7 protein-coding genes and 2 pseudogenes are annotated in these 16,619 nt (G+C 57.2%); 5 read left to right on the top strand and 4 right to left on the bottom strand.

The window, feature by feature from the left end:
- Window positions 1-288: 288 nt before the first annotated feature.
- A complete protein-coding gene (gene nodU / locus SE91_RS26305) occupies window positions 289-1,941 on the top strand; it encodes a nodulation protein NodU (protein ID WP_061849696.1) in 1,653 nt (550 codons plus the stop codon).
- Window positions 1,942-2,822: 881 nt separating this feature from the next.
- Here the strand turns inward: nodU and SE91_RS38310 are convergent.
- A complete protein-coding gene (locus SE91_RS38310; RefSeq protein WP_197489517.1) occupies window positions 2,823-3,065 on the bottom strand; it encodes an autoinducer binding domain-containing protein in 243 nt (80 codons plus the stop codon).
- A gap of 437 nt (window positions 3,066-3,502) precedes the next feature.
- Here SE91_RS38310 and ald point away from each other — a divergent pair.
- The 3 genes and pseudogenes from ald (at window position 3,503) to SE91_RS26290 (ending at window position 9,055) form a co-directional block, all read left to right on the top strand.
- Window positions 3,503-4,614: pseudogene (gene ald, locus SE91_RS26300) on the top strand (alanine dehydrogenase).
- A gap of 1,309 nt (window positions 4,615-5,923) precedes the next feature.
- Window positions 5,924-6,418, top strand: coding sequence for an RNA-dependent RNA polymerase family protein (locus tag SE91_RS37805; protein ID WP_245318537.1), 495 nt, complete (start codon window positions 5,924-5,926; stop codon window positions 6,416-6,418).
- A gap of 1,761 nt (window positions 6,419-8,179) precedes the next feature.
- Window positions 8,180-9,055, top strand: coding sequence for a TauD/TfdA dioxygenase family protein (locus SE91_RS26290; RefSeq protein WP_245318536.1), 876 nt, complete (start codon window positions 8,180-8,182; stop codon window positions 9,053-9,055).
- A gap of 1,337 nt (window positions 9,056-10,392) precedes the next feature.
- On the opposite strand, the gene SE91_RS35600 is transcribed toward SE91_RS26290, so the two are convergent.
- Together SE91_RS35600 and SE91_RS26285 are read right to left on the bottom strand one after the other, a co-directional pair.
- The gene (locus SE91_RS35600; RefSeq protein WP_036012081.1) at window positions 10,393-10,674 is read right to left on the bottom strand and encodes a helix-turn-helix domain-containing protein; all 282 of its coding nucleotides are present in this window, start codon (window positions 10,672-10,674) and stop codon (window positions 10,393-10,395) included.
- A gap of 2,506 nt (window positions 10,675-13,180) precedes the next feature.
- Complete coding sequence (locus SE91_RS26285) at window positions 13,181-14,185, bottom strand: IS110 family RNA-guided transposase (protein ID WP_061851332.1); 1,005 nt, start codon at window positions 14,183-14,185, stop codon at window positions 13,181-13,183.
- 59 nt (window positions 14,186-14,244) lie between these two features.
- Between SE91_RS26285 and tnpC the strand changes: the two are divergent.
- Window positions 14,245-15,051: pseudogene (gene tnpC, locus SE91_RS35595) on the top strand (IS66 family transposase); the annotation flags it as partial.
- A gap of 245 nt (window positions 15,052-15,296) precedes the next feature.
- On the opposite strand, the gene aepX reads toward tnpC, so the two are convergent.
- Window positions 15,297-16,223 (bottom strand): phosphoenolpyruvate mutase, encoded by a 927-nt coding sequence (gene aepX / locus SE91_RS26270; protein WP_082813930.1) that lies wholly within the window; start codon window positions 16,221-16,223, stop codon window positions 15,297-15,299.
- Window positions 16,224-16,619 lie beyond the last annotated feature (396 nt).

The following is a 16,619-nucleotide window of genomic DNA, read 5'->3' as shown; positions in this document are numbered from 1 at the left end:
GACAATAGGACATTCTGAATGCGCAGGGCGCAGGTCCGGGCAGTTTTCCGAAACTCGCAAATTGACGCCGCTGGGTCGGCGGCAAGTCGTGGGTCCGAAACCGAACACGCCGGGGTCACGAACCCAACAAGCTGCTTCCACCCCTGACTTTGGCCAGAAATTTTCGAGCAATTCCTCTGGTTGGCATTGGCCCAAATCATGCACGCTGACAGTATGGGAAGTCTGAGACAAGTGACACTTGCGGCGGCTTCAATTAATTGAATTGCCGACACTAGGCTCGGAGGCTGGATGCGCATCTGCGGTATCAAACTGACCCACGACGGAGCAGTCGCTCTTATAGAAGACGGACGACTTGTCTTTTGTGTCGAGCAAGAGAAGCGGGCCAATAATTCGCGATATCAAAAAATTGACAATCTCGATGCAGTTGTTGTCGCCTTGGCGGAGCACGGTCTGGATGCGCGGGACGTTGATCGGTTCGTCATCGACGGCTGGTGGGGCGAGGTTGAGTCGCAGTTCCAAGTTCTCAGCGGGGCTGCACCGATCACCCTAAAAGGGGCCCCGTATGTTGAGGGCCATCCTGAAGGCCTCCTCACGGCGCGAGACGGCTTTGGGCTGATGCTCAACGACACGGACTTCCGTTATAGTAGCTATCCGCATGTCACAGGCCATCTGGCCGCCGCATACTGTACTAGCCCTTTCGCCAAGGCGGGAGAACCGGCGTTCTGCCTGGTGTGGGATGGTGCCTCGTTTCCCCGTCTATACTATGTGGAACGTCGCGCAGCGATGTTCCTCGAATGCCTCTTCCCGATGATCGGGCATGCTTATGCTGCCGCTGGCTATCACTTCGGACCTTATAAGCAGGCGAACCGGATCAACTGGGACCTCGGTGTTGCCGGCAAGTTGATGGCCTACATCGCGCTCGGGTCAATTGATGAAAACATCATCAAGGTGTTCCAGGAGCTCTACGAGGAGCGCTCCGCCACTTTCATGGAGCCTGTCGGTCGTTGCAGCGAGGACTCCGCACTTGAGCCTGTCCATGAGTTCTTCGATGCCGGCGCGCTCCGGTTGAAGACCAGAGCCCCCGAAGATGTCCTTGCATCCTTTCATTGTTTCCAAGAGAGTCAGCTCGTAGGCAGCATCGCGAGTGCTTTACAGAGGCATTCGCATTTGCCGGTGCGCAATTTGTGTATCACCGGTGGCTGCGGTCTCAACATCAAATGGAATAGTGCGCTACGTGCTGCCGGCCTGTTCGATGATGTTTGGGTGCCACCCTTTCCGAATGACAGTGGCTCGGCAATAGGTGCCGCCTGCTCCGCATTGGCGGCGGACGAAGGCTTTGTACCGTTGGAATGGTCCGTCTATAGTGGTCCAGCTGTGCAACCAAGCGACGTGCCGCCGGGATGGGGGGCCTCGCCATGTAGCATGCGTAAACTTGCGACCATTCTCGCCAGCAATAAGCCAGTGATTTTTCTTGCCGGCCGCGCGGAGCTCGGACCTCGGGCGCTAGGTAGCAGAAGCATTCTCGCAGCCGCGACATCGGCGCGAATGAAGGACCATCTCAACGACATCAAACTTCGCGAGCACTTCCGGCCTGTGGCGCCGATATGCCTGGAGGATCGTGCGCCGGATATTTTCAGTCCTGGAACGCCAGATCCTTACATGCTCTTCGACCACCAGACCCGGGCAGAATGGCGGGACAAGATCCCCGCTGTTGTACATCTGGACGGATCTGCGCGACTGCAAACCATTTGCAGGGGCTCTCAGCACAAAGTCGCCGAGCTTCTCGTCGAATACGAAAGCCTGACGGGTATTCCGCTGCTTTGCAACACGAGTGCCAATCACAATGGACGCGGGTTCTTCCCGAATGTGGCAGCCGCCTGCCACTGGGACCGCGTTGAGCAGGTGTGGTGCGACGGCACGCTGTGGACGAAAACGCCGTAAGTGTGGGATCGGCTGCCAACGCCTCTTTCTTGCTAGTGGCGGAGGGGTAACAGCGAGCGCCCAGTATCAGGATGACGCTTTGAACATCTGCACTGTGGCCGGCTATCATCATGAGCTCGGGGCGCTGTTCATAGGTGATCACACTGTCCAAGGATTTGACGAAAATGTCGCGCTTATTGACCCCGCGGTAGATGTTTGGCCGACGCGGAGTTTTGGCCGACAATACTCTTCTCAAAAGATCGATAGGCCGCGTCAACTGCGCAAGCGTCTGAACAGAAAGAAAGATTGTTCGGAGTTTCGCGAATTGCTGACCTACAACTCGAATGCATCGCAACTACGACACGGGATTCGCTTGCCAAGAATACAACGTTACGGAAGGCCGGAATGAGACCCTGGTACTGCGCCATTCGGCAGCAACAGCAATTATGGATGTCTCAGCTTTGCCGCTTCTCATACCACGAGGCACGCTCCAGACGGTTGTGGTGATGCCGACAGCCCGACCGCGCCCGCTAACGATTAATGGAGTGTATTCCTCAAGATCTGTCGGTGTGATCTCCGGTCGAACAGCTGAAAGGTTGGTGCGAGGTTTGCTAAAAAGCGCGCAACCATGGTTTCACGGATCTGCGTGCTACATCGAGACATGGGTGCTAACCCAAAGAGACAAGCTCGTCGGGTATCGCCGCATTTCCATCTCAGCCTTCATCGTGCGATCGCTCACGAGAGATCGATTTGGCGCAGAAGGCGAGACCGGATTTCGACCAACTCGCAATCGCTGGGCTCCTTCCTGTCAACTGACAATTTCGTTAGATGAAGCGTTTGTCAATTCGAATGAGCTCCGGGCACGAGCGCTCAAAACCAGCTCGACGCTCGTCGGCGCCCATTTATCGTGAGTTTGGAATGTAAATCCGCGGCGAAATCCCAAATTTGGCTGCATCTTCGATAATGCGCGTTCTGACGCCGGCTGATTTCCCGGTTCGACCCCGTTGGAACGGCGTAGGCTGGTGGATCGCCCGACGTGCCGCCGGATCAACGGATTCGCACCCGCGCTGCAAATAAAGGGCGGTCCACGAGGATGGATATGTCCAGACAGGTTGCGGGCAGCGCCGCTGTGCGGCGACGTGCAAGATATCCGAACCAAGAGAATTTCAGCGCAGCGGTGACATCGGCAATGCTCTGCTGAGCTGCATCTCGGGGTGTGCTTTCGGTCGATCGCTGAGCAAATGTTTGAAAAGCCCGATCCATCGTCGATGACCCGCGAGCCTCCCTCAAGGGCTACTCGCATTATCGGATCGAACATCGCTGCGACTGAGGTAAAACAACAAAGAAGTCGATCGATTCCGGCGAAGATCGGTTTGACGGCTGGCCTTGGGGCCGTCCCGGCGCCACCGCCTTTGTCGCAGTCAAGCTATGATCGTCGTGAACTCGGCGATGTGCGGTCGCCTGCTGAAATCCTGCAATCGGGCGCTGAAGATCGCTGGATTACTGCGCTGTTTGGCTTTTCGCGTTGCAGGTCTGTACGGCCCTTCCGATTACAAAGAGCGTATTACCCAAGGAGATTGCAATGAGGGTCGGTGTTCCCAAGGAAATCAAGACGCACGAATACCGCGTGGGCCTGACCCCTGGGGCCGTCCGCGAATACGTTGCGGCCGGCCACAGTGTATTGGTCGAGACCAACGCTGGTGCAGGCATTGGCGCGACAGATGACAATTGTCGCAAAGCTGGCGCGACGATTGCTGCATCGGCTCGCGAGGTGTTTGCGTCAGGTGAAATGATCGTCAAGGTCAAGGAGCCACAGCCCTCCGAATGGACACAGCTGAGAGAAAACCAGATCCTATTCACTTATCTGCATCTGGCTCCGGATCCGGAGCAGGCTAAAGGGCTCATCAAGTCTGGTTGCACTGCAATTGCCTATGAAACCGTGACTGACGCGCGCGGGGCCCTGCCGCTGCTAGCCCCGATGAGCGAAGTCGCAGGCAGGCTTGCAATCGAGGCGGCCGGCACGGCCCTGAAGCGATATACAGGCGGACGCGGACTGTGATCGGCGGCGTTCCTGGTGTTCAACCTGCCCGCATTGTGGTGATCGGAGGGGGCGTTGTCGGTGTGCATGCGGCACGCATGGCCGTTGGGCTCGGGGCCGAGGTCACCATCATTGATCGCTCGATACCCCGGCTCCGTGAGCTGGACGAATTGTTTGAAGGGCGCGTTCGTACCAGGTTCTCCACCATCGACAGCGTCGAAGAAGAGGTGTTTGCGGCAGATGTCGTCATTGGCGCGGTGCTTGTGCCCGGTGCGAGCGCGCCGAAGCTGGTCAGCCGCAAAATGTTGAGCTCGATGCGCAAGGGCTCAGTGATCGTCGACGTCGCCATTGATCAAGGTGGCTGCTTTGAAACATCGCATCCGACGACGCACGCCGATCCAACCTACGAGGTCGACGGTGTCATCCATTACTGTGTGGCCAACATGCCGGGCGCTGTCCCGCTGACTTCAAGCCATGCGCTCAATAACGCAACGCTGCCCTTCGGTTGGGCTCTGGCCAACAAGGGGTTTGCGGCGGTGCTTGAAAATCCGCATCTGCGCGCAGGTCTCAATGTCTATCAGGGACGGCTCACCTATAAGGCTGTGGCCGAGAGTCTCGGTCTTCCATTCTCACCAATCGAACAGGCCGCGGACTGATCCCAGAGGTGTCCTCCAGGGGACGTTTCCTCCCTGACTTGAAGGGCCACTCCTTCGGAGTGGCCCTTTTTCTTGGGTGCGCCAGGCATGGCGCGGAGCGCCGTGAGCGCGGCAAAGGTCAGCGAAGCGCAAGGGCGTCATCGCGAGGTGGGGTCTGAAGGAAGTGTGGAGCAAACCTACGGCCCAATGGACAAAAGCCGGATAACGCGGCCTACCCAGCCGGACGAGCGAGCCAATGTCGCAAAGTCCACAGTCATCGAGCGTTGGGGTGGTGGCGTGCAGGGAAAGCGGTCGAACTTACCTCGGGAGATCTCCAGCGTGTCCGCGCGACCGGACTGAGCGGGCCGCAAGGTTCGTGATCGCGACGGAGAAGTCAGCGGACGCCATCCCGACGATGAACAGGTCGGCCAAAGATGGGGAAAGGCCGAGTCCGCACGATGGGGACGAAGGCGCTACTCATTCACCCATCGCACCAAGCTGTTTTGCGGGCGGCACGATACGGAAGATTCATGCGTGACCCCAGGAGACCTGCCTGCGCCCTGGTTCTATTTAAACCAGGTAAGCGCCCCTATAAGCGAAAGCGAAATGGGAAGCGAAGCACCGCCAGGAGTCGGAGAACGTAACAGTACCTGAACGCGAGACGCATAACTGGCGTGATCGGCGACGGCGGATCGAGAGTAGTCCGGGGAAGGACGCTCGTGAATGGATCGAGCTTTGAGCGATCGAGGTAGATGAGAAAGGAGCGTGAAGATGGAAGTTCCCTTTGTGAAAAACCCGAACGTCACGCTTCCGAGGAGACTATCCGATCATTTGACGTTCGAAGGTCAGGAGCAGAAGGTCTACTCTCTGGTGGACAAGGTAACCGTGTCTCACTGATCCCTTCTCTCCGGACCTAGCGACGCCATTCATGAAAGCGGAATGCGGGAAAACTGCGCATTCCGTTTGAGTGGCGGACGAAGGCGAGCCCTTCAATGGGCGCCGCGCCCGACCCAACACTCCGAGGACGGGAAGATCGGCCACATGAGGGCGCGGTCAGCGGTAGTTGAATTGTTCTTGGGCGACATGGGCTCCATTCAACGGGAGTCACGGCCTTCTACACAGTGAGAAGATCAGCTGACCATGAAAAGAAACTTGAACAAAAAGCAGTGAAAGCTCGACGAGAACCAAAACTCCGGTCCAAGTCGCTAGCACATCACATCTCGCGCGGCCGGGTCTGGAGGAGTCTGTCACAGATTCCGAAGTCGTCGGCCGCAGAGGTGGATGGTCAGACGGTGGAGGCCGAAGAAGAGCTTCGATAATAGATGGGCCGATGCTCCAGTCCATTCACCGCAAGAATAGAGCGTCGGATATCCGGCGGGTCTATGTCCCCAAGCCCGGCAAAACGGTAAAGCGGCCACTTGGCGTGGCAACTGTCGCCGACTGGGCGCTCCAGCGCAGAACGGCCGGAGTATTGTCTGCCATTTATGAGCGGGACTTTCTGCCCTGCTTATTCGGCGGCCGGCCAAAGCTCAGCGCGCATCATGCCTTGACGACCCGCAATGAGGCTATCGCCGGCGGCGAGATAAGTTGGAAGCTGGAGGCGGATCCGAAGAGCGACATCGGGAGTCTCAATCATGATTGGGGTCTCCGATTTGCTGCGCATCGCGTCGGTGATCCACACCTGATCAGTTTGATCCGGCGCTGGCTGAAAGCGGATGTCTTGGAAGATGGAAGGGTCCATCCGAACGAGGAAGGAACACCGCAAGGCCGATCGCTCAGCGCACTTTTGAGCAACCTTCAACTGCATTATGTGCTCGACCTCTAGTTCGAACGCGAAGTGAAGAGCCGGTCGCGGGGCGAGGCCCGGCTGGTGCGCTAATATCGAGATGACTTTGTGATCTGCTTTTAATATCGATCGGACGCCATCCGTATTCAGGACGCCTTACGCCTTCGGTTGGGAAAGTTCGACCTCACTATTGAGCCGACCAAGACCAAATTGTTTGAGTTTGGTCGGTTCGCGCAGCGACACGCAGGCAAACGTGGCAGAAAAGGCCCGGAGACCTTCTACTTCTGACGCTGTATTGCACGCGGAAACCAGTCGGGTAACTTCAAGGTTGGGATGCGCACCGAGAAATCTCGCTTGCGGCGCGGCCTTTTGTCGCTGCAGGAGCTTATGCGGCAAATACGACATCACACGATCAGTGACCAGGTCGGGGAAACAACGCCTTCCTGCGCGGCCACTACACCGATTTGTCGCCGGGAACCTTCGGTATCTCGTGAAGGTGTACCGCGCCGTGGAGCGTTAGTTGCATCGGGTGTTGCGCAGCCGCAGCTGGCGGACGAGCGCTCAACTGGAGCATAATCAATCAGATCACGAATGGACGCCGTTACTGAAACCAAAGCTGCGCCTCCCATATAGGGAGTGCAGGCTCTTGCAGTGCTGTGAATCAACTGTCGACGAGCGTAGTGCGGCAAATCCGCACGCTACGTGCTGTTGGAGATGGAGGCGGGCAATTGCCTCCGGCGACCTGATGGGATGGGAAACGGGTGATGGCCAAAAGGTCCCGCTACCGCGTCCATCCTTGGCTCTACCGTTGCGACAGCCAGACCTATAAGGAAATGGATCCCGGCTTATACTCCGTAGTGCGACGTGGCATGCAGTGTCGTGCGCTCATGGCGAGGCAAAAATGGCCACCCGGATTTTGCCGCTTGCAGTTTGAAAGCGCGTAGACGCATGACTATCTCGTCGGCGCTCTGTTTCTGTTGTGTGTGCTCAACTGCCACGAATCCAAACAGCATGCAGTCCATAAGGAGCATTTACGTCTCCAGGCAGACTAAACGCAGGTCATCACCGCAACAGCCTGAATTGGTGCCGAGTGCAAGGTTTTGAAAATTGAGGGATTAAGTCCGTTGTTTAAGCGGCCTCATAAGTTGCATCCTCCTCGTTTTGCGCTTCCTCCGCTAGTCCAAAGGCAATAGCGGTCAAGTGATCAGCTGATGAACATGTCGCGAATTGAACAACTCCAAATCGCAAAAAGATGATCGACAACCCGTTGAAGTAGTCGCGCGATTTTGATACACCTAAAGGTAGATTGCGCTCTCGAGGTGGTGGGTCATATCCGCTTGGCGAGCGCATGCCGCGAAACAGTTCCAATCTTCTTCTGCGCATGAGGTCGTGCGGGCTGAATGAGGACGACGCAGTCGTTGTTCGAGGATTTTCCAAGCATCAGTTCTGAGACGAGGTGAACCTTACGCGAGCTCGAAAAGAAAGCTGATTTCGTTTCATGGACTGGACATGGATTGCGTCTATGATCTGCACTGTTTGATCAGGCTGCAAATCGATGTGGTGGCCTCATGTGCGAGTGTTCTTTGAGAAGCACTAGCTGTGTCGACCCGCAGAGGGAGTTAGATTCTATAGTAATGGTGGTGTGTATCACAAATCGGACGCTTGATTGAGCAGGAGTGAGCAAATCGGGCGTATTCGGATGCGTATCGTCAAGATTGTCTTTGCCGGTATGTCGCCAGGCACGACGCTCCACGGAGCGTGTTTAGACATCCAGAGAGAGGCGCCGTGATGACTAGAACTATGGCTGCTGATAACATCATTCTGCAAGCAAACATCGTCAAACACGCGGACCGGCTTGGTGCCGAAATCAAGAACATCACGCTGTCGGACGATTTGCCTGACGATGTTATCGTAGCGTTCCGTCAGCTGGTGCTAGAGCATAAGGTCATTTTCTTCCGTGATCAGGGACATCTCGACGACGCGCAACAACAGCGTTTCGTGCTTCGGCTCGGCTCGATGACACCGAATTTAAAAATGGCGGACACAATGGGCGGTTTAGCGATCCGGCAGGAGCTGCCTGATCGCGCCTGGAGTCATCTAAATCAGATGAACGATGAGCGCGTCCGCACAGCCATCTCCGTGCTGCGGCTCGCAGCGGCCTCGCCTTTTGGCGGCGACATTGCTTGGTCAAGTGGGGCAGCCGCTTACCTTGATCTTCCCGATCCCCTGCGGATGCTCGCAGATAATCTCTGGGCTGTGAGCTTCGGCGTATCTGATCTCACTGCGACAGAGAAGACCGTCGGACTCAACAAGGGGCCTTGGTGCGGCGTATCCACCGGAACGATATACGAAACGGCACATCCGATTGTGCGTATTCATCCCGAGACCGGCGATCGTATGCTCTCGCTCGGTCGTTCCGTAAAGAACTTCATCGGCCTGCAGCGCTATCCCAGCCAAAGACTGTTTGAACGGCTGCAATCCTATCTCATCGCGCCCCGGAATACCCTGTGCTGGAGCTGGAAATCAGGCGATGTCGTAATCTGGGACAATCGCGCGACTGAACCGTACCCCGTTAGCAAATCCAGCAGTCCCGACTGGATGATGGACCAGTTTGCGATTGGCGCCCGGGTACCTCATGTGAAAAGGTCGAAATCAAGGGCAGCAAAGGCTGCCTGACATTGTCCATATCTGCCGGATCACGTAAGACGCATGGAGAGCAGGGTCAAGTTGCGGCCCTGCAATGTCGCGGAGCCGCCCGTCTTATGCGCGAGGACCGGCTAATGGGCGCAGCTGCCACCTGCCGGGCTTCCAAGCGGAAGTCTGTCAGTTGGGCCATTGCGATCATCCGAACCCTAGCCGACAAACCCGCCAAAGCTCTAAACGGACTCCTCGAGAACTACGGTTTCAAGCGACCGTCGGTAGGATCACGCGAGCGGCGCAAGTTTTCATTTTCAAGATGCTCGGCCTTATAAATCCGAGGGAGCGCTAAGCGGAATCCTGCTGCTAGTACATCGGCCGGAGCAGGAGGTCGGAAGCGTCGGCTGTAGATCGATGAAGCACGTGGGCCGCTCTGGCTCGATTCCGCCCGTTAGCCGAAATCCGGCTCGCTCAATAATAGCGTCTTGTCTCGGCCAAAGCCGTGCCGGCTTGCGCCCTCTGGACATCGGCTTGGGAGGCATTGCGGCTCTAGCCGGCTGTGTGAATAATTCGGACAAGTGAATACCCAAAGTCGCGACGATGCGTTCCAATAGATCAATAGTCGGGTTCTCTCGCTTCTGCTCAATGCGCCCGTATATGAGCGGTCGATCCCGGCATCATAGGCCCACTTGGTCTTGCGGAATGCCGCGCTCTACGCGGGTCCGGCGCACATTCCAAGCAACTAGCGCACGAGCGTTCATGCGCAGAGGCAGCCATTCCGATGATAATGAAACCACTGGTTATAGCCAGACTATTATAATATGCATGTACCCAGCGATGGCTGTCCTCCCCAATTGCTTCGAAGTATCAGGCAATGGTGAGATGCCGACGCCAGTAACGCGCGCCGTCTTGTCGTTGGCGATCGCAAGCGATTCTGGCAGGGCGATAGCTTGCGACTAACAGCAGATAAGGAGTGCGATCGGGGCGGTCACCACGAACCACCATGCCCTCCGCGAGGAACGGCAAGGACAACCTAATTGCGAATTGCATGTGCAATCGCCTCCAGTATGGACTGCGATGAAAAAGAGAAAGCGCAGCATGGAGCCAACAGACCAATGTGAGCCGATATGCGGTTGCCGTCTTGGCGCGAAAGGAGATTGGCGTGCGACCATTAGGTAGGTGCCAAAGCGACCAGGAATTAGTTATCGTTGCTCTGATCTCGGTAGATTTTTCAGCTGGTACGTCCATCACAACATTCGATGTCCATGGCCGGATCGCTGCGTATCCGCGTCGGCCACGCATAAAATCCTCGTGCGAGCGCGATGCCTGCGCGGAGAGCGCACGACATCAGTGTCTCAGCTGCTGTTTGCCAGAGGCTAAGTCCTTTTGCCGCGTGCGGGCTTCGGCTTTCGGCCTTTAGGTAAGGTTGCGGGTGGCGGGGCACCCTTGGATGGCCGAACAAACAGTTCGGAGACAGCTACGCCAAGCGTCTCGGCAAGGCGATCAAGAAGATCGACCGTCGGGTTCGCTTGTTGGCGCTCGAGTCCGCTCATGTAGGAGCGGTCAACTCCCGCATCGTAAGCCAATTGCTCCTGCGGAATACCGCGCTGGACGCGGATCCGGCGCACATTATAAGCCACAAGCGCACGAGCTCTCATGTGCGATAGCAGCCATTTCGACGGTCATCAAACCACTGTCTATAACCTACTTAAAAAAATCAGCGGATTGGAAGGTATGCGAGCCACCGTATCGCCTTTCCCGGACGCTACGGAAGCGGCCCGCACATGCGCCGGTATGTCGACCATCTTTCAATTCGCGGCGGCGTCGGTTTTCTGGGGCTGGCCGAAGCCCACCCGAACTGCTGCCTCAGCAGCGCTTCGATTCCGCTGCCCAATTCGCACGAACGGCATCGAGGCGAGCAAAAATCTAACTAAGCGAGGCGATGCTCCTCCATTCGTCGAAATGGAGCTGCAACTCCGATGAAATGAGCCGGCGCTAACTATCGCGATCGCAGCGATAGCCGTTCAGCCATCTTTATAGTGGTTTGTCGCTCCGCTGCATGAAAAAGGCTTCCACGCTGCCGCAAGAATGTTGGCGGTGTAAAACGGAAGGCAAGGAATCGTCGCTTGAAAGACCACACGCGCCGCAAAATGTTACGTTGCTAGTCTACCCCGGCACAATCGGGTCGGGTGGCCGTGCCTGAAAAAGCATGACAGCGCGGCTACCAGGAGACGCTTCTCCAACACCGGGAGCAGCGCGGGCGCGACTCGGCGCCAGTCGGTTTGGCACTGGATCGGCGCTGTCCCTGCCGCGCCCGAGCTGCAGATTGAGGTTAGCAGAAACGTGACTCGGCGCTGTCCCATTCTGGTAGTGGCGCTGTCCCTACCACGCCTCGCTAACCCTAGCGGCTCTGTACTCACGCTAGCTTTCCAAAAGCTGACGAAACCTGCGCGGCAGTTCGCAAACGAACAGCAGCTGTTGTGGCCGATTGCAGATTATGCTCATTGAAGGGGCGTCGTCAGAGAGCGGGTGGTGCGCGCCAAATTCGTATCCGCTTGGTCTCAATATTCGTGAAGGCCGCATCAGGACTGCGCAACGTGCTGTCGACCGTAGCCGGATCAGTGTTGTCGGCGGGTAGCCTTACCGTATACCCTGGCTATATCGTGTGTCCGATCAGTTAGGTGGTCGGCCGGCGAGTTGATCAAATGAGTTGACCGCATCCCCACAGCGGCAGGAAGTCGCGGTGGATCACTGCCTCCAAATAACGGCCCGTCGCAGGGGGCGGGTTCATCAGGCGCGAATCAAGCTCAGGATCAACGGCCATCGATGAGTTGAGGCGATTGCACATGGCGCCTAGCTCGTGCCGCCAGAGCCTGCGCCGTTTCCCGAGGTGTAGCCGACGCTATCGCTTCTATGCGCCGTCATCGGGGCTGCGAACTAACGCGCCGTCGCATAAGAGTGCTGTCAATTGTCGCTACTAGATCTGGGTGTTGGGGGAAGCAGTACTTGCATCGTAAGGTTACGGACAGGTCGAATGCACATATGGGTGTTCCCATAAAGCTTCGAGAGGCACATGGCTTGGCAAACATGAATCTCAGCTCCGAATCCTTAGCAGGCGCATGCGCGCGACAGCCGACCGTCACCGACCAAGAACTCACGAAATTTAGAGCACTGGTCCGGAGACGTTCAGGTTCCCAGATGAGACGTGTCATGAAGCCAATAGCGCGGGTCGCAGCATTAAAGCGCGCTCGGGCACTCTCCGATTTCGACCGGTGCTGCGCAATCTGGTGGCTCTATCGGCTCCATTTCGGCATCGACCGCGACGTGATATTGGCCCTTGCCGCGGTCACGATCGCCTAGGAGAGATCCCGCTGCGGCATTTAGGCGTCGCGACATCGGTCACCTTTCATGGGAGCGCTGGCACTGCCGCACAAGACTGCCACCAGATTGTGCGTTGGCTGGCGGACAGAAAAATCTCGGCCTAGCGCCAAATCCGAACTAGTTGCTCGCCTTTTGCAGCATCGGCAGGCTGAGGTCTGTACTATCGATGATGCTGCTCGTGCAGTCCAGCATCGCTGAATTGACAGGCCAGAATAGCTGAGCGGATAGCGCCAAAATCCGATCGCTTGATTCGGAAATTTTTCCGGAGCAAGGACGCGACGCTCGCATTCCACTAGATGATATTAAGCGGAAAGGAATATGCCGCGCCCGAGACCGCAAAGGTCCGTGTGAAGTGGTCGAGTAAATCATCAAGCAAGCATGGCGAGCGCATTGGAGAGATTAATCCTCTCGCAGAGGTCCCGCGCAGGCTGCGTCACTGCCGATCGGAGTCTCGGTGAGCCATTCGTCCGTGCAGACGCCAAGACGTTCAACCTTGTGCCGCCTGGGAAATATGCCCTCGGCGCCTATTTACAACGGCTTTTGCTCACCTCCGGGGCTACGCGATGACACGATGTCTCAGCTTCCACCTCGCGTTATCCTTAGTCGTGAGTAAATCTCCGTTAGATAACGGCCAAATAAGCTCAGCTGTTCGGATGTAGGTGACGAGGTGATCGGGCGCTTTGTCTGAAGGTGCTCGATAGCTCCAACGGGCTTAGCCGACCCCGGTCCGACCGGTTGCCATCACTCTGCTATTTGCCCTCGCAAACGGGAACCACGCTCGTTTTATACTTGCGCGCGGTACTCTTCACCATTGACCATGATCGCCCAAGCGATCCGTGCAGTTTTGTGAGCGAGCGCAACCGTCACGACGTTGAAGGGACGTCGGCCGAGCATCGCTGTTATCCAGGTATTGGCTACCTGATGGATACGGACGCGATGAACAGCTGCTCGGGCGCCATGTATCAACAATTTGCGAATGTAGCCGTCGCCACGTTTGCTGATGCCGCCTAAACGTTCCTTCCCCCCAGTCGAATGCTGCTTCGGTACTAATCCAAGCCAGGCAGCGAAATGCCTCGCGGAAGCGAACTGTTGTGGGTGATCGACAGACGCAGCCAGCGCGGTAGCGGCAAATGGGCCGATGCCCGCCACCTTCATGAGACGCCGACAAACTTCATTGTCTTTGGCAGTTGCAAGGATCATCTTCTCCTGGCTTTCAATGTGCAGCTCAAGATCTTCGATCTGATCTACGAGGATTGAAAGGGCGCTGCGCGCGCTCTGTGGGATGCGCTCGTCAACATCCACGATTCCCATAAGCTCTCTGGCGTTTGCTTTACCCTTCCCGGTCACGATCCCCAACTCGCCTAAATGACCACGCAGGGCGTTTATCGCGCCGGTGCGCTGGCGAACAAGCAAGTCTCGCGTCCGATGCAGCATTAAAAGTCCCTGCTGTTCGGTGCTTTTTACGGGCACAAAGCGCATGCCAGGCCGTTGGACGGCTTCCCAGCACGCCTCCGCATCAGCAGCGTCATGTTTGTTCGTCTTGACGTAGGCTCGAACGTAGCGAGCCGGCATGAGACGTGCTTTGTGCCCGAGGTTTATAAGTTCGCGAGCCCAATGATGAGCGCTGCCGCAGGCCTCAAGACCGACGAGACAACTTGGAAGCCGTGAAAAGAACTCCAGGACCTTCCCGCGGGCGAGCTTCTTGCGGATAATTTCTCCATCCGCCGTAATACAGTGAATTTGAAACCAGCTCTTCGAGATATCAAGCCCGATTGTCATCATAGCCATAGCTTGTCCTCCTTGGGGTGCCCTTTGCAGCTTATCAGGGCGGGGACCGTCCATCTCATTATGTGCGGGATGACCGGCCGTTCGCCGGGCCCGCGCCGCCGGCGGTGGTCTATTACGCCTCGAGCGACCGACGAGGCGAGCATCCCCAGAAGCATCTGGCCGCCTTCGCCGGTATCCTGCAAGCGATTGCTACAACGGCTTCGAGCCGCTGTTCGATCCGCAGAAGAAGGTGCTGCCGATTACGCCGGCGTATTGCTTTGCCCATGCCCGGCGAGGCTTCTTCGAGCGTGCTGACATCGAGAAGAACGCTCGGGGAGGTAAGAAGGGCAAGCCGGTCTCCCCGATCGCGCTGGAGGCGGTCAGACGCCTCGATGCGTTGTTCGAGATCGAGCGCACCATCAACGGCCGCGCCGCCGACGAGCGGCGTGCCCTGCGCCAGGAAAACAGCAAGCCGCTTCTCGACGATATGCACGCCTGGCTGCTGCGCGAGCGCGAAACCCTCTCGCGCTCGTCCGAGGTCCTGAACCGATTAACTACATGATCAGGCGCTGGGAAGGCTTCGCTCGCTTCCTCGACGACGGCAGGATCTGCTTGACCAACAATTGTGCTGAACGCGCATTGAGAGGCATCGCCTTGGGACGGCGCAATTGGACCTTCGCCGGCAGTCAGCGTGGGGCCGACCGTGCCGCCATCATGCTGACCACGATCACGACGTGTCGTCTCAATGACGTCGATCCAAAGGCCTGGCTAGCCGATGTCCTCTGCGTATCGCCGATCTTCCTACATCACGGCTGCACGAACTGCTGCCCTGGGAATGGAAGCTTCTGCGACAACCCGGCAACTCCGGCGATCAGCAAGCCGCCTGATCTTCACCCAACGCCAATCATATAGCTCACCGCCCCCGCGCGCCCGCGTCAATCTGGCGGCCTTCCTCGTAGGCGTACCTTCCTTTAGCCGTATGAACGGATGTTCTGCCATGTCTAGGACGTCTAGCAGGAGTTCACGTCGCAGCCCGTTGAGTGACACCGCAGCGGACCTATTGAGAGGTGAGGAGCGCATTGTGCAGGTCTTGAGGAAAGCAGACTTCAAGTGTCCGCACTACTGTCCCGCCCTATCGAGGCTGCAGATATCGCTTCTCCGACGTGGCCAGTTCATCATATCTCAATAGTTCGAATATCTCAGTAAGCGGTGCGATATGGGATTCAATGCTCGCAACGCTCTCTTGGGCTACGATGGCATCGCAGACACGGCGCATTGCAGCTGCTGCAGCTCGCATGGAGTGATTGGCCCAAACGACCGTGGAGATGTGCGCATGTCGATAGGCGGAGACTGGCGTCCGGTAGTATGCCGTCGGAACGATTACAACAGGAAGCCTGTTCTCCCACGCGGTGGCGAACGAAAGTACCTCGTCCGCGCTACTCTTTCGTGAGTGAATCAGGACAGCATCCGCCCCCGCGTCGGCATAAGCGTGGGCACGAACGATAGCTTCGTTCAGGCCGTGACCGGCGATCAGCGCTTCGATCCTGGCGACGAGAATAATAGTTTCGCCGACGACATCCTTCACAGCCCGCAGACGGCCGGAGAACTCATCGATATCGGCGAGCGGATGCCGCTCTCCGATGAGCGAGTTCAGCTTCGGAAAGCAGCTGTCCTCGAGGCAGACGCCCGCCGCTCCAGCCTGACGAAGCTTGCGAGCGAGAAGGCGCGCATTGTTGAAATTGCCGAAGCCGCTATCGCCGTCAACGAGCACTGGCAGCTCAGTAGAGTCAACAATGCGTTCGACGCTCCCGACGAGCTGGCTCCATGACGCTTCGTTGGCATCGCGAAAGCCGAGCGAGCTGGCAATCGACAAACCGGACGCCCAGAGCCCCTTGAAGCCAGATCGCTCGGCGATTCGAGCCGAAAGGCCATCATGCGCCTCCATCAGAAACGAGAGCCCACCGTTCGAGCAGATCTCGGCGCGAAGCTCTTCGACCGGCGACCGCCGCGGGGCTTGATGGCTTGCGGCGAGCCGATGGGCTTTTGGCTGATACGGCATGTACAAATCCTGAAAAGCCGAGCTTCGATTGATGCAAAGCCGCTGTTCATATCCTTGTGTGTTGACAGCGCTCAATGACCAGCTTTGGTAGTTTATCTCGACGTAAAGGGCTTGCATAATTGCCACGTATTGACGTGAAATGGGATCGTCCTAGGTCATGAGCGTTGATCGCCCTTTGGCGCGACGGAAAGCAGTGAAGGGGTGATATCCGCTACACACAGAATTTGACGCACACATCGAGCCTACGATTGTCGTAATGCTGTTGTTGAGTTTACGACAGATGGCGATAGCTCCTCCAGATGGCCCGCTTGAGATGACAGTCTCGCGAGCGTAGAGCCGCCAGTTCCGATGAACTTGCTCTGATTCGGCGAGAGCTTGCCTGGGGCGAGTGAATGG

Source organism: Bradyrhizobium sp. DOA1, assembly GCF_001593325.1.
Taxonomy (GTDB): domain Bacteria; phylum Pseudomonadota; class Alphaproteobacteria; order Rhizobiales; family Xanthobacteraceae; genus Bradyrhizobium.
This window is presented reverse-complemented; position numbering and strand designations above follow the sequence as displayed.

Bases quoted from the DNA above. Each gene is read 5' to 3' on its own strand.
- nodU (WP_061849696.1), top strand. From the start codon at position 289: ATGCGCATCTGCGGTATCAAACTGACCCACGACGGAGCAGTCGCTCTT.
- SE91_RS37805 (WP_245318537.1), top strand. From the start codon at position 5,924: ATGCTCCAGTCCATTCACCGCAAGAATAGAGCGTCGGATATCCGGCGG.
- SE91_RS26290 (WP_245318536.1), top strand. From the start codon at position 8,180: ATGGCTGCTGATAACATCATTCTGCAAGCAAACATCGTCAAACACGCG.
- SE91_RS35600 (WP_036012081.1), bottom strand. From the start codon at position 10,674: ATGAGAGCTCGTGCGCTTGTGGCTTATAATGTGCGCCGGATCCGCGTC.
- SE91_RS26285 (WP_061851332.1), bottom strand. From the start codon at position 14,185: ATGGCTATGATGACAATCGGGCTTGATATCTCGAAGAGCTGGTTTCAA.
- aepX (WP_082813930.1), bottom strand. From the start codon at position 16,223: ATGCCGTATCAGCCAAAAGCCCATCGGCTCGCCGCAAGCCATCAAGCC.